This is a genomic window from Candidatus Spongiihabitans sp. (assembly GCF_965247905.1).
Lineage (GTDB): Bacteria > Pseudomonadota > Gammaproteobacteria > Arenicellales > Poriferihabitantaceae > Spongiihabitans.
The window spans coordinates 1,966,940-1,981,051 of sequence record NZ_OZ252047.1 but is presented as its reverse complement, the minus strand read 5'-3'; the positions used below and the strand labels follow the sequence as shown (position 1 = coordinate 1,981,051).

The 14,112-nt window shown below is 43.2% G+C and carries 15 protein-coding genes; 6 read left to right on the top strand and 9 right to left on the bottom strand.

Annotated features, from left to right (window positions below; genetic code table 11):
• Nucleotide 1 precedes the first annotated feature (1 nt).
• The 3 genes from ACP158_RS10210 to ACP158_RS10200 form a co-directional block, all read right to left on the bottom strand.
• A complete protein-coding gene (locus ACP158_RS10210; protein WP_424946024.1) occupies nucleotides 2–493 on the bottom strand; it encodes a toxin-antitoxin system HicB family antitoxin in 492 nt (163 codons plus the stop codon).
• On the bottom strand, nucleotides 493–726 hold the full coding sequence (locus ACP158_RS10205; protein WP_424946023.1) for a type II toxin-antitoxin system HicA family toxin: 234 nt from the start codon (nucleotides 724–726) through the stop codon (nucleotides 493–495). The genes ACP158_RS10210 and ACP158_RS10205 overlap by 1 nt, the downstream gene beginning before the upstream one ends.
• A 144-nt stretch (nucleotides 727–870) precedes the next feature.
• Nucleotides 871–1,095 carry a hypothetical protein gene (locus tag ACP158_RS10200; protein ID WP_424946022.1) on the bottom strand — a complete coding sequence of 75 codons (225 nt, stop codon included), beginning with the start codon at nucleotides 1,093–1,095 and terminating at the stop codon, nucleotides 871–873.
• A 249-nt stretch (nucleotides 1,096–1,344) separates the two neighbouring features.
• Between ACP158_RS10200 and ACP158_RS10195 the strand changes: the two genes are divergently transcribed.
• Genes ACP158_RS10195 through ACP158_RS10180 form a run of 4 tightly spaced genes read left to right on the top strand, consistent with a single transcriptional unit; the run spans nucleotide 1,345 to nucleotide 7,333 of the window.
• On the top strand, nucleotides 1,345–3,252 hold the full coding sequence (locus ACP158_RS10195) for a dipeptide ABC transporter ATP-binding protein (RefSeq protein ID WP_424946021.1): 1,908 nt from the start codon (nucleotides 1,345–1,347) through the stop codon (nucleotides 3,250–3,252).
• Nucleotides 3,253–3,264: 12 nt separating this feature from the next.
• Nucleotides 3,265–5,178, top strand: coding sequence for an ABC transporter substrate-binding protein (locus ACP158_RS10190; RefSeq protein ID WP_424946020.1), 1,914 nt, complete (start codon nucleotides 3,265–3,267; stop codon nucleotides 5,176–5,178).
• A 2-nt stretch (nucleotides 5,179–5,180) separates the two neighbouring features.
• Nucleotides 5,181–6,179, top strand: a complete 999-nt coding sequence (locus ACP158_RS10185) for an ABC transporter permease (RefSeq protein ID WP_424946019.1) — start codon at nucleotides 5,181–5,183, stop codon at nucleotides 6,177–6,179.
• A gap of 8 nt (nucleotides 6,180–6,187) precedes the next feature.
• A complete protein-coding gene (locus ACP158_RS10180; protein ID WP_424946018.1) occupies nucleotides 6,188–7,333 on the top strand; it encodes an ABC transporter permease in 1,146 nt (381 codons plus the stop codon).
• 175 nt (nucleotides 7,334–7,508) lie between these two features.
• Here ACP158_RS10180 and ACP158_RS10175 read toward each other — a convergent pair whose 3' ends face one another.
• The 4 genes from ACP158_RS10175 to ACP158_RS10160 are packed head-to-tail and all read right to left on the bottom strand — an operon-like array spanning nucleotide 7,509 to nucleotide 10,355.
• Nucleotides 7,509–7,850 (bottom strand): DUF6527 family protein, encoded by a 342-nt coding sequence (locus ACP158_RS10175; RefSeq protein WP_424946017.1) that lies wholly within the window; start codon nucleotides 7,848–7,850, stop codon nucleotides 7,509–7,511.
• Between the two features lie 17 nt (nucleotides 7,851–7,867).
• On the bottom strand, nucleotides 7,868–9,256 hold the full coding sequence (locus ACP158_RS10170; protein ID WP_424946016.1) for a ThiF family adenylyltransferase: 1,389 nt from the start codon (nucleotides 9,254–9,256) through the stop codon (nucleotides 7,868–7,870).
• Nucleotides 9,253–9,633, bottom strand: coding sequence for an E2/UBC family protein (locus ACP158_RS10165; RefSeq protein WP_424946015.1), 381 nt, complete (start codon nucleotides 9,631–9,633; stop codon nucleotides 9,253–9,255). Before ACP158_RS10165 ends, ACP158_RS10170 begins: the two co-directional genes overlap by 4 nt.
• Before the next feature lie 2 nt (nucleotides 9,634–9,635).
• Entirely contained in the window at nucleotides 9,636–10,355 is a 720-nt protein-coding gene (locus ACP158_RS10160; protein WP_424946014.1) for a multiubiquitin domain-containing protein, read from the bottom strand.
• Nucleotides 10,356–10,515: 160 nt separating this feature from the next.
• Here ACP158_RS10160 and ACP158_RS10155 point away from each other — a divergent pair, with 160 nt between their 5' ends.
• The gene (locus tag ACP158_RS10155; protein ID WP_424946013.1) at nucleotides 10,516–10,884 is read left to right on the top strand and encodes a helix-turn-helix domain-containing protein; all 369 of its coding nucleotides are present in this window, start codon (nucleotides 10,516–10,518) and stop codon (nucleotides 10,882–10,884) included.
• On the top strand, nucleotides 10,881–11,687 hold the full coding sequence (locus tag ACP158_RS10150; RefSeq protein WP_424946012.1) for an ImmA/IrrE family metallo-endopeptidase: 807 nt from the start codon (nucleotides 10,881–10,883) through the stop codon (nucleotides 11,685–11,687). The genes ACP158_RS10155 and ACP158_RS10150 overlap by 4 nt, the downstream gene beginning before the upstream one ends.
• An 18-nt stretch (nucleotides 11,688–11,705) precedes the next feature.
• Here the strand turns inward: ACP158_RS10150 and ACP158_RS10145 are convergent, their stop codons facing one another.
• Nucleotides 11,706–12,941: a restriction endonuclease subunit S gene (locus tag ACP158_RS10145; RefSeq protein ID WP_424946011.1), complete on the bottom strand. Its 1,236-nt coding sequence runs from the start codon at nucleotides 12,939–12,941 to the stop codon at nucleotides 11,706–11,708.
• Between the two features lie 91 nt (nucleotides 12,942–13,032).
• Complete coding sequence (locus ACP158_RS10140) at nucleotides 13,033–14,076, bottom strand: PDDEXK nuclease domain-containing protein (protein WP_424946010.1); 1,044 nt, start codon at nucleotides 14,074–14,076, stop codon at nucleotides 13,033–13,035.
• Nucleotides 14,077–14,112 lie beyond the last annotated feature (36 nt).

Sequence of the window (14,112 nt, the reverse complement as noted above, 5' to 3'; positions counted from 1 at the left end):
TTCAGGCTGCGACTTTACCAATTTCTGAAAATTTATTCATATCATTAGAATTGAACTTCATGTTCGTGGTAATAGTGCGTGGCGTGCTTCGTGAAATATTTTTATGGTTTGGATTATCTCTGGGAGTTGAGACCCACCTGTTATCTGATTCCAGATAGCCCGCGGAAAAAGACAGCAAGGTATTAACATACTGGTTCAGACTCACCCGCTCATTTTGCGATTGCTGTGCCAGATAATAATGTAAATTTTTGGTGATGCGGAGCGTCACTCTCCCACTGTAATCATCATTGGGCATAATAGTATTTGGAATAGAACGGCCTTCTTTAGACAGGTCTTCAATAATCTCGTGTATTAAGTCGGCGATTTCCTCGTATGCCTGAGCGTGGTCCTCTGCATAAATCACTAAATCAGGGAACTCTCTGACTCGCGCCTCATAGGAATCTGAGCCGGCTTCGCCCAACTTACGAATAAGTATCGTGTAATCATTGGTCATTACGTATTTTCCTCTTCTAGATAGTTTTTAAGTTCTGCTTCGTATCGTTTAACAAGTTTTGACATGCTTTTTGGGTAATTCTTGAGTAGCTCGGAATTGGCACCATGACCACATGTATAATTCGAGCCACGAAAATGATGATGGTCACTTAGCCATGGATGTTTTACCTTTTTATGACCTTGTTGCTTGCCATCTTCGACCTTAAACCCCAAAGCCTCAAGGAGTTGCTTCATCTTTTTGCACCTTACTCTCGAGTTCTCAAGGTTGTATATTTTCTGAAATCTGTCCTCATGATCATTCATGGATGGCGGTTAAAACATGACACCATATACGGTGTCATGTAAATATACAGATAATTTGTGGAATTTTCATCACTTTTATTGCGCTGTATCACGGTAATAAGGAGTCCGGCTACGCCGGACGGCATATTCCACTGGATTGCCCGGCCAATAATAATATGGGCCGGGCAATGACAAATGATAGGGCAATGGTGAATCGAGAGGACAAAGGCGAGTTGAGACGCTAAAGTAACCAAGAATAAAATGTCCGGCTACGCCAGAGCGCGTTTTAGTGTCACGCTTTGCGTGACAATTATTTACCATTGTCTTCTCAAAAGGAGTATTGCCTTCCGATTCACCATTGTCTCCCCAGCCCGTCATTCTCGCCGCAGGCGGGAATCCAGTTAAAATATGTCGTCCGGCGTAGCCGGACTCCTTTGAAAGAGTGTGAGTTTCGCTTCAATATGCGCCACGAAAATGGGTGTCAATATCTGCTAAAATCTATCCGAAATCGACCGCTTAAAGTATCTTGAACCAAAATAATTGCCCAATCCTTATGAACGTCCTGGCCTTATGAACGTCCTGGATATCAGGAATCTAAAAGTTGTTTTTCAGTTGCACGATGGATTACTTCCGGTGGTGCGCGATATTTCATTCAAAATCCCCCACGGTAAAACCGTGGCGCTGGTTGGTGAGTCTGGCTCCGGTAAATCTGTGACCGCACTGGCAATCATGCGTATTCTCCCCAAAATCGCACAAATTTCCGCTGGGGAAATTCTGTTGCAACCAGATTCGAATCAAGACGTTACCGACATCGCACTTTTGAAAACCGATAGCGAACAGATGCGCGGCATCAGGGGCGGAAAAATTTCAATGATTTTTCAGGAGCCTATGGCTTCTCTTTCACCGCTTCATACCATTGGCAATCAGATCAGCGAATGCGTGTTGCTGCATCAGGACGTGAATTCAACCCAGGCCATTAAGCTAACCCGAGATATGCTGGACCTGGTTGGTTTTCCGGATCCGGACCGGGCATTAAAAACTTTTCCATTTGAGTTGTCCGGTGGTTTAAGACAACGGGCGATGATTGCAGCCGCGCTGGTCTGCCGCCCCGCATTATTAGTCGCCGACGAACCGACTACCGCATTGGATGTGACCATACAGGCGCAAATCCTCAAACTGATAAAAGACCTGCAGCAGGAATTGCGCATGGCCGTGCTGTTAATCACCCATGACTTGGGCGTAGTTGCCAACATCGCCGATGAAGTCGTGGTGATGTACCACGGCGAGGTTATGGAAAGCGGCAGCGCGCACGACATTTATTCCAACCCCACGCATCCATACCTCAAGGCATTGTTGCGGGCGGTGCCGCATTTTGACATGAAACCGGGCGAGCGGTTAACGCCGGTGCGGGAAATAGAAACAAAACTCGGACATTTGTTGCTCAGCCAATGGAAATCTCAAACAGCGCAGTCGGACATAACACATCCAAATAAAATACATTTAAGCGTAAAAAGAGTTTTTCGTGCATTTAATATTCGCAACAAGCCGCTGTTCGGCTGGTCAGATAATATTGGGGCAAATCGGATAATCCGCGCAGTTGACGATGTTAGTTTTGATGTATTGCGCGGTGAATGTTTTGGGTTGGTCGGGGAAAGCGGCTGTGGCAAAACCACCTTATCCAAGATTTTAATGAAAGCGTTGCAACCGGATTCGGGCAGCATTGTTTATTTTGATTCTGAACAGGAGATTGGCCAGGGGATTGTCCCTGGAATTAATGTCCTCGCCCTTGAACATGAAGAGTTGTTTGCTTTTCGACGTAAAATGCAATTCATTTTTCAGGATCCGTTTAGTTCACTCAACCCGCGCATGACGGTTTACGATATTATTCGAGAGCCTTTGGTCATTCATAATGTGGGTGACCGCGCATATCAAGTTGAGATGGTACGGGAGTTGATGCGCTTGGTCGGGCTCGACCCGCGATTTCTGAGTCGTTATCCGCATAGTTTTTCCGGCGGGCAAAGACAAAGACTCGGCATCGCCCGCGCGTTGGCGTTGCGCCCCGAATTTATTATTTGCGATGAACCGGTTTCCGCGCTTGATGTTTCGATACAGGCACAGGTCTTGAATTTGCTTAAAGACTTGCAGTCTGAACTGAATTTAACTTACATATTTATTTCGCACAATCTCGCCGTGGTCGATTACATGGCTGATCGAATCGCGGTGATGTGTCATGGCTGCCTGGTTGAAATTGCATTGAAGGAGGAATTATTCAATAACCCGGTGCATCCCTATACAAAGGCATTGCTGTCGGCGGTGCCATTTCCCGATTTGAACAAGCCGCTCGATTTTGATGCGGTCCTGGATGGCAAGTCATCGACGCCAAGCGCATGGCCCATGCCATATACCCAAACTCCGCGCACGCAAACCCAACTCACCGCGGTTGCGCCAGAGCATTATGTTCAAACTCAGGTAACGTAATCAAGTAACCTAATGAGGCGATCGGCTAACTTTTTCTTGCTCAGCGGAATTATTTTCTGCGCCCATGTGTTAACCGCCGCCGCGGCGCCCGAGCCGGACTATTTTAGCGATCGACTCGCCAGCGGCAAATTGCCACCAATGGCGCAGCGTTTGCCAGAGAATCCGTTATTGATGGATGAAACCATGAATAACTTGATGCCGGGAAAATATGGCGGAAAAATGAATCTGCTGATGGGTAAGGACAAGGATATTCGTCGGATGGTTGTCTATGGTTATTCCCGAATCGTCGGCTATAACGAAAGCCTGGAGTTGATCCCCGATATTGTCGAATCATTTGAGGTTCACGACAACAAGGAATTTATTTTTCATCTTCGCAAGGGACATCGCTGGTCGGACGGCGCGCCGCTGACCTCAGAGGATTTCAAATACTACTGGGAAGATGTGGCCAACAACCCGGAGTTGAATCCATTCGGGCCATCCAAAAAACTGCTTATCGATGAACAGCTGCCCGTGGTCGAGTTTCCCGACGCCTACACCGTAATCTATCGTTGGCAGCAACCCAACCCCTATTTTTTACCGGCCTTGGCGGCGCCTAGCCCACTGTTCATTTACCAACCAAAACATTATCTGACAAAATTTCATCCCAGGTATGCCGACCCACAAAAACTCGAGGCTCAGGCCAAACAGTCCGGCAAACGAAACTGGGCCGGTTATTATTTAAAAAAGGCGCGTCAGTACAAACTGACCAACCCGAAACTACCCTCCTTGCAACCCTGGGTCAACACCACCAAACCCCCGGCAGAACGATACGTTTTTAAACGCAACCCGTATTTTCATCGTGTTGACGTTAACGGCTTGCAGATGCCTTACATTGACGAGGTCATTATCAATATCGTCTCCAGCAGTCTGATTCCGGCCAAGTCTGGAGCAGGAGAATCGGATTTGCAGGGCCATTATTTACGGCTCGATAATTACACATTTCTGAAAGAAGGCGAGAAGCGCAATAACTACGATGTTCGCCTTTGGCGAAACATCAATGGCGCGCACAAGGCGCTTTACCCGAATTTGAACAGCAGCGATTCGGTTTGGCGGGCGTTGGTTCGTGATACCCGATTTCGGCGCGCGTTGTCGCTGGGGGTTAATCGCCATGAAATAAATCAAGTGGTTTATTTTGGTCTTACTAATGAAAGTAATAATACGGTGCTGCCCGATAGTAAATTTTACAATATCGACCTGAAACGACGTTGGGCCGTGTATGACCCTGAGCGCGCTAACCGCTTGCTTGATGAAATGGGATTGACTGAACGAAATAGTAAAGGTCTGCGTCTGCGGCCTGACCGCAAGCCGCTGGAAATAATAATCCATAGCGCCGGTGAAAGCACCGAAGAAACCGATATTCTGGAATTGATTCACGATAGCTGGTTAGAGCTGGGCATCAAAATTTACAGCAAACCGTCGCAACGGCAAGTGTTCCGTGAGCGAATTTTTTCCGGCGAAGCGATGATGTCGATTTGGAGCGGCATTGAAAATGGTTTGCCAACGGCGGACATGAGTCCGGCTGAATTAGCGCCGACCCGACAGGATCAATATCAATGGCCGAAGTGGGGGCAGTATTACGAAACCAAAGGCGAAATCGGAGAAATGCCCGATATGAAGAATGTTCAGGAATTGTTTGAATTAAACCAAAGTTGGCGCCGCTCTATCGATCTTTCTGAACGCGAACAAATATGGACAAAAATGCTTAAGAATTTTTGTGAGCAAGTTTACAGTATTGGTATTGTTAATTCTGTTCCGCAACCGATTGTGGTCAATCGATTGTTAAGAAATGTACCGGAAAAGGCGATTTATGCCTGGTCGCCAACATCCTATTTCGGCGTTTATCATCCTGATATCTTCTGGTTGGCCACAGAGCAACAGGCTAAGTAAACATGCTCAGTTACATTGTTAAACGCTTGTTGTTGATGATTCCGACGCTGTTGGTGATCAGTATATTGGTTTTCGTCATCATTCAACTGCCGCCCGGTGATTATCTGGAAAGCCATATCGCCGAACTTCAAAGCCAGGGAGAGTCGGTCGATCAGGACAAAATAAAATTTTTACGCCAGGAGTATGGCCTGGATAAACCCTTTCATGAACAATATTTTGTCTGGGTTATGGGGCTGCTGCACGGGGATCTCGGTTATTCTTTTGAATACGATTTGCCGGTGCGGGAAGTCGTTGGCAACCGAATGTTTCTAACGATAATGATTTCGGTGGTTACCATCATATTTACCTGGGTAATTGCTTTTCCAATTGGCATTTATTCTGCGACTCACCAGTATAGCTGGGGTGATTATGGCTTGAGTTTTCTCGGATTTATTGGCTTGGCGACGCCAAATTTTTTACTGGCGTTAGTGATGCTTTATCTGGCTAATGTTTATTTTGGCACATCCATTGGCGGGCTGATGGCGCCTCAGTATATTGACCAGCCGTGGAGCTGGGGGAAACTGCAATCGGTGCTTGAGCATCTATGGATACCGGTTATCGTGATCGGCACTTCGGGGACCGCAGGAATGATACGCCGGCTACGCGCCAATCTGTTGGACGAATTGCAAAAACAGTATGTCACGACGGCGCGCGCCAAAGGCATGAAAGAAAACAAACTGGTCAGGAAATATCCGCTGCGAATGGCGCTGAACTTTTTTATCGCCGACATCGGAAGCTTGTTGCCCAGCGTTATTTCCGGCGCCGAGATTACTGCGGTCGTACTGTCCCTGCCCACTACCGGCCCAATGTTATTATCCGCTCTGCAAAGCCAGGACATGTATTTGGCCGGGTCATTTCTGATGTTTCTGGCAATGCTAACGGTTATCGGTGTTTTAGTATCCGATTTATTACTGGCCGCCATCGATCCTCGAATTCGTTTACAGGGCGAGGTTGCAAAATGAGTCGGCCCATGAGTCAACATTTCGTTTCGGATAAGCCGTTTGATCCTTATTCAATTGAGAATCTGACGGCTGCACAAGAACGCTTTTACTTTGCATCGCAATGGCAATTGATGTGGTGGAAACTCAAGCGCCACAGGCTCGCTATGGTTTCCAGCATGGTTTTGTTTTTCATTTATTTTGGTGCTTTATTCTGCGGCTTTTTGACTCCGTATAACCTGCACACCCGAAATATTGATTTTATTTATGCGCCACCGCAACAAATTCACATTTTTCATGAAGGCGAATTCGCTGGGCCATTTGTGTATGGTTTGGAATACACGCTTAATATGGAAAATCTAAAACGCGAGTATCGGTCGAATACAAATGATATTCAGAAGCTGCGGTTTTTCTGCAGCGGCGATAAATATAAGTTTTGGGGACTGATTAACACCGACAAGCATTTTGTCTGTCCGGCCGAGGGTGGGCAGTTTTTTCTGTTGGGCACCGATCGTCTTGGTCGGGACATGTATTCGCGAATTTTTTATGGTGCCCGCATTTCGCTTACGATTGGCTTGATTGGCATTATCGTGAGTTTCGCGTTGGGTATTGTGGTCGGCGGCATCGCCGGCTACTACGGCGGAATTATTGATAATGTCGTGCAGCGCATGATCGAAATACTGCGCTCGTTCCCGGAACTGCCGTTGTGGATGGCATTGTCCGCAGTCCTGCCGGTAACCTGGAGTCCGTTATCGGTGTTCTTTGGAATCACAATAATACTGGCAATGCTGGATTGGACCAGCCTGGCGCGCGCGGTGCGCTCCAAACTGCTGGCGTTGCGCGAAGAGGATTACTGCACCGCCGCGCAGCTCATGGGCGCGAAACCAAAACGCATCATCGGCAAACATCTATTACCGGGTTTCATGAGCCATTTAATTGCCTCAGCATCGCTGTCGATTCCCGGCATGATACTCGGAGAGACGGCGCTTAGTTTCTTGGGGTTAGGGCTACGACCTCCCATCACCAGCTGGGGTGTGTTATTGAACGAAGCACAAAACATCAATGTTGTCGCGCTTTATCCGTGGCTGATGCTGCCGGTGATTCCGGTCATCATTGTTATTCTGGGATTCAATTTTCTGGGCGACGGATTAAGAGACGCCGCTGATCCCTATAAATAAACCAAATAAATGAACCCATAATCCGGCAATTGAAAATGGACGACAATGGCGAACACTTCCGATATAAGGTACAGCAAGGCAGGATGGACAAATTATTGTCTGTATCCAATCAGCTACTAAAGACAATATGAGTACTGGAAAGTTGGAAGTAGCTTAACTCTACTTTTGGCACGTGTTAAAAATTGAAGGGATACGAGTGGGCAACCCAAATAATACGTCCTTTCTTAACCCAATAATGACAGTTACATTTAAGAGTTTTCATCCAAACCGAAGGATGGAGAGATATGCTGTGATCGGTATGCTCGGTAATATCCCACCTTTCATTCCTATGATGTTGCTCTGATAGGTTTAGAAATATTTTCTCTTCGCAATTTTTTGGACATAAAAAAACTGCTTGAAAAGGAAACTCCCTACCGCCCACGATGTAAATGGTTTTTTTACTTAATTTGTCTGGTAAATCTTCTATCCACAGTGTTTTGTATTTCGGTTTCCATAAAGCAACAAACCAACGAAGCATGGTTGTTATTTTGGTAGTTAATTTCGACATATAGATTTTACTAGACTGGATTTATCTGCCTTGCCCACATCTTTAGCAAATAGTGGATGTATTTCATTAACGCCCTCTTCATGTTCGTAGTAACCGTGCGTTAAACTCATTCTCTGAATGTTGAACTCATCGTTATCATCTAATCGATAGTTGTGAATACGCGCCATAAAATCATTAAATGCCAAACAGGAAACTTGCATATTGACGGACAGAACCGCTGGTTGATCCTCATCAACTCCAGCAATATACCCCTCGTTTTTTTGTTGTTCGTAATAAGCAGGATTGTTTATTTTTAAACTTTCCGCGCTCACTTGTTCGCTGGTATAAACTTCTCTTGATAAAAGACTTGTTGCCGCTGGCTCAATGTAGTGTGTAGCTACCATTGCCTGAGATATACCGCCCTTTTTATCGGCATACAATCCCACTCCCACATCAAAATAAGGAATCAAATATGCCGATGACAAGCAATCAAGATGGTAGCGGCCGATGGCGGAATCAACACAGCCAAATAATACATCGCACACTTTTAGTGCGGCTATTACTGCTGCATCATAGGTATAAGATTGATAGATTGATACTTTGGTCCCCAAACCCATTTTTTCAATCGCCTTTTTTAATACCTCAACTTTTGAGCGTGCCTGTTTAGCATCATCCATTGACGTATTTAATATTCTATTGAGATTTTTCTGCTCAATTTCATCAGGATCAACAATAACCAACTCACCAATACCATTACGTGCAAACAGTTCAATCATAACGCTACCTGTGCCAGAGCAACCGACTACGCCGACTCGTAATTGACTCAACAGAGAAAATGTGCCTTTGCCAAAAGTTTGGGCAATCCTTTTAGCAAATGCTGGAATGTTTCCCGCTTTTTGTTTATGCCTGAGTATCTTTATTTCACTGCCAGCAATGCTGACATGCGATAGTGGAATGAATTTACCCTTTCTATCAATAATTCTGGCAAAGATTGCACCATCAGGTAGCATTACAGCGGTACCATTGGGTCTGTTATCGTCAAACCAATTATTAACAGAGGCGAATAAAATTTTATCGCTGTCATCATCGATCTTCGAAAAATCATTAAAGCCGCCAGGATGGCTATGGATAGTCATCAAACACAAACTGTTGTTGTCCATTTCTTCAATAACCTCGGGGGAGAGGTGTTTTTCCGTATTCCAGATGATATTCGTCTCACTTCTTTCGCATTCGCCATCAAGTATTAAAATGATCTTATAGGCTACCAGTTTGGTTTGTTCGTTACCTATACCACAGTGACAAAATATAAGCGCAATCGATTCCAAACCATCTTTTTGGAATAAATGCGTTTGTAGTTCCTGGTGCTGCTTTCCACTTAAAGAAAGAGCATATTTCATTTCAATAGTTCAGTCTCCAGAGCGTTTTTCACCACCCCTAAATGAGTGGCTATATTATTTATGCCAACTTGCCATTGGTAATGTCGAGACCAGCGTTGCCATTGTCTGTTAAAATGCAGTTCATTGCTCACTGCCCCTATGGCGTTGCCATTAGTCTTCGCCACATCAGGCGATAGATAGAACATATCTAATTGCGCCATTGGGTAATCTTGTGGGATTAAAATCATTATCTCCACTTCTGACAAGGTATAGCCTACTGGCAAGGCATAACGACTAATGACGATGCCACGCTCAACAGTGCTGACAATGGTTTTCCATCTACTTGGGAAGGTGTTATTTAATAAACCAACATCGTCATCTGGCAGTGCAAAATCCATTTTTATCCTTGCTGTGGGCTTTTGGGAACGGTTTCAAATCGCTCAACCTCAGGGGTTGCTAAATCTATCTTTTGATCCGGTGCAATAGCTTCTCGCTTACCACCCTTAAATTTTTGCTGTAAGCCAAATTCTTGCCATGTCATACCCGCTAAAGCCAATATTTTTTTACCTGACAAGTGCGAAGCATCTGCTATGTATTTTTCTCCGTCTATCTTGATTTTATATTGGCGTTGCTTTTTAGGTGGTTTGCGGTCGTTTTTAGCGCACTCCTCCACATCTATAATTCCATCATCGGCAACAGGTATGGTGATAAAGCAATCCTTATCTCTAATAAGCAACCTGCAATTATCATCAATAGGCTGGTCAGGCAATCCTGATAAATCTGCATAGAGTTTGCTATTAGATAATACTTTATCGTTTTCTCTAATTTCCTTGCCTGTTATCTTATGCTTTGAAAGGGCTATATTGGCACCATTCAAATTAAGGTTTATCGGTTTTCTTAATTCAGGGTTGTCTGGAATATCAGATTTCCCAACAGCAAAATCCTCACCGCCCAATATAATAATGCAGTCATTTGCCGCAATCGGAATATCTACTTCACCCTTAATATCTAAATATAGTTTATCTTCGCCTACTATTTCTGCAAGCGAATATAAATTATCCCCTTTGGTTATGCCTGATTGAATATCGTACTCGTTACCGTTAACTTTAATAATAGCCATAATATGTACCTCCAATATGCTATTTGTTACTATTTGAATGCCTGCTTTTTTGACAAGCGAGGCGACTTTACTGATATAATCGGATTAGATTTATATCGGTGTCCGTACAATATACAGGTGCTCACCTAAATGTCAACCCCTGTTTTCAAATAAATTTAACTTGAGTAATATTATGAATGATAGGCGAAAAAAGGCAAAGTATATCGCCAATAAAATCAAAGAGTTACGACAAAAAAGTGAAATGTCACAAGCGAAATTGGCTGAATATGCGGGTATTACAGGCTCCGCAATTAGTCAGATTGAGGCGGGGAACAGAATACCGTCCCTCATTGTGAGTAGAAAACTTGCTTTTGCGCTCAAAGTCTCAACAGAGGAATTAACGGGCGATACAGAGCCGAAGTCGTCTGATTCTACTATTAAGACAGCCCAAGCATTTTTTAGAAAATATCAAAATATTGAAAAATTAGATGAAAAGGATAAAGTCACTATACTTAGTTTGATAGATAGTTTGAAAGCAAAAAAATCATGACAAGTCCAGGACAACAAGCAGAAGAATTGATTCGAGATTTAGGAATTACAGTACCTATTTCACCAATGAATGTTTGTGAATCAATATCCACCAATGAATTTAAAGTTAAATATAAAGAGCAAAGATTGAATTCATCGGATATTTGTGGTATTTCTGTGGGTGATACATCGCAAGCAACTATTCTGGTTAACAATAGTATTCAATCAGATAAAAGAAAGTTATTTACTGTAGCGCATGAAATTGGACATGTGATACTACATATACAGACTGGAAAAAAACCTGGGTCCGAATGTAATAGTAGCGATTTAAAAGAAAATAATTCAAGTAACAAACAGTTCGAAAAAGAGGCAAATCAATTTGCAGGATCACTGTTAATGCCAAGATTTTTAATACAAGACGATATTCAGAGAAACGATTTAGGTTGGGAATTGATTAAAATAATTGCCAATAAATGCAATACTTCCTTAGAGGCAACAGCGCGGCGTGTAATCAGTTTGTCAAAAGAACATTGTGCGTTGTTAGTACAAAATAATGGCACACCTTGGACTCCTGTCAAATCATCTTCATGGTCTTGGTATCTACCGCAAGCGCAATTCCCGGAAGATACGTTAGATTACGGCGATTACAGTGATTTATCACGCGAAATGGAAGAGTGCGATCTTACAGATTGTGGAATAGAGAATATCAATTCAGATGAGTACCAATGTTATTACAGTTCAATTCGTCATCAGACCGACCATTCAAGAAAAATTATGACTTTGTTGCGACTTGAAGAGAAAAGTGAATGGCAAGATTTTGAGTAACTAAGGGTCGGTTGAGTTTTATTTTACGGTAACTTGCCCGTTCATAAGCATTGGAAGTAGCCAGTCGCGGAGTTGGGTGAGTGTTTGGATTTGTTCTTCAAGGAGTAGGCATTTTTCGATTATAGGGTTTATCTTTGTGTGAACCTTGTTTAAGAGATGCTTTGGTGGGATGCATATCTTGCTTTGCTTTAAATGATCCTGAGTGATATGTCCCATTGTTGTTTTTCGTTTATCGGCCATCATTTTGAAGTGTTTTAAGTAATTCAAAAGTTCAAAATAATAAAATGTTCGTGGGTAGTTATTCGATGTAACTTTAAAAATATGCTGGTTCAAAGCACCATTGCTTTTAGACCATATCTTCACATCCAGCGTAGCTGACCAAGAAAATAGAACATCACCACTACTAACAATCGCATTCTTATCTATGTTCAGGCAAGCTCTCTCAGTTTTGGCTGAGTACCCTTCGTTCATTTCTTTTATTTTAATAACGGGCAAAAACTCACCTCTAGTGGGACGATGTTTTTGCATTGGAAGTCCATTAAAATAATTTGCAATATCCCATAATGTGCCATTTGACCAACCTTCAGGAATAGGCCGTTTGAGAGTTTCGTTATAGACCATTTTACCGCCGGAGGTTTTATAGGGTTTGCCGTTTTTGTCGGGGAAGTCAAATTGCACAAACCAGTAATCGTAGAGGGTTTTTGCCATGGCTTCCAATTCGGCGTTGATGCGATTATTGAGTTCTATTTTGGTATCCAGGGCTGACAGCACCGCCGCAATTTTTTGTTGATCTCTTTTGTTGTTGGGAAGGTCGAATACTAAACATCCAATGTCACCTGGATTGATTGAAGGGTAGGCTGAGACACTATTTGTGCCTATAGTATGCAAATAATCCGTAATGCTTTTCCTGGTTAGACAGTAATATAAATATAGCGGGTCAACATTGTCGTCTATAACATCAATTGTTGTAAATCCTGTGGATACAATTAAATTTTTGTGAGGCTCAACAATAAAACCAAAATGTTCTTGATTGGGTCTAACTGTGGAATAGATTATGCTTTTATCTTGGACGCATCTTTTTGCTCGACTGGGGTAGTCGCAGTTTAGTTTTTCTAAATAATGGAGGTCATTAATTTTATTTTTAGTAATGTTTCCTGTATCTAAATAATAAATAGAATCTGGTGTTGACTGTTGAGTTAAACTGTCCCGATTTAGTTCAGCAATATCGCTAATGGCTACTGTTCGGGTACTCACACCGCAAACCCTACCAATCGTTTCTGATCTCGGTTTCCAACTCTGCTGACTCGACAAACAAGGTGTTCAGGTTGTCGCTGTAACATTTGCATCATTCCCGGTGTTCTATCATTTGTTTGGCTTTGGCGGTAAACCGTTTCAGTTTTTCTGCCAGCAGTGTTTTCGGCAAATGCTTGGTCATGTATTCAGCGACTTTGATATTTCCCTTGTCCAACTGCATTAACTCTATCTGTTCGGCATTGCCCTCTGCGCATAATATTAAGCCGATTGGCTGATTTTCACTTGCTTCAGTTTCGTGTTTTTCCAACCAACGTAGATACAGTTCCATCTGCCCCTTGTAACTGGCTTTAAATTTACCTAGTTTTAATTCAATAGCCACTAATCTATTCAGTTTGCGATGAAAGAAAAGCAAGTCTAAAGCAAAATCTGTGTTGTCAATAATCATGCGTTTTTGTCGTTCGACAAAGGCGAATCCCACTCCTAATTCAAGAATGAATCGTTCAATGTCCTGAACGATAGCGGCTTCCAAGTCTTTTTCCTGATAGGTGTCTTTGAGACCGAGAAAATCTAACACATAGTGATCTTTGAAGACCAAGTCGGGAGAAAGGGAGCCGCTTTCCGCTAACTGCTTTATTTCCAATTTGGCCAATTTTTCTGGTTTTTTACTTATTGCAGTTCGTTCAAACAGCATTCCATCTATTTTACTTTTCAACGCGCGAACACTCCATTGCTCAACAGCACACATTTGAGCGTAAAACCCACGTTGTAGCTCATCGTTTAGGTACATTACCGTTTTGAAGTGAGACCAGCTCAATTGTCTCCACAGTGTAGAGACAATCTGGAAATCGGGAAAGGTCTCGGCAAAATGAAGACAATGTTGCAGTTGCTGAACGCTCCAGCCCTTGCCAAATTCTGCTGTTAGTTGGCGTGATAAGGTCAAAACAGTTTGTTTGCCATATTCAGCACGTTGGTTATTGAGTATATCGCCATTGACTCGGTTGCCAATATTCCAGTATATGACGGTCAGTTCAGCATTGATGGTTTGTGCAACATGATTACGACTATCTTCAATCAGCTTTTTTATGTCGGTGAACAGCGCACGGTTTCCATTCATCTTGGGCTGCAAATTACTCATATTTCAATCCCGCCAACTGTTTTTTGATCTCGGTTT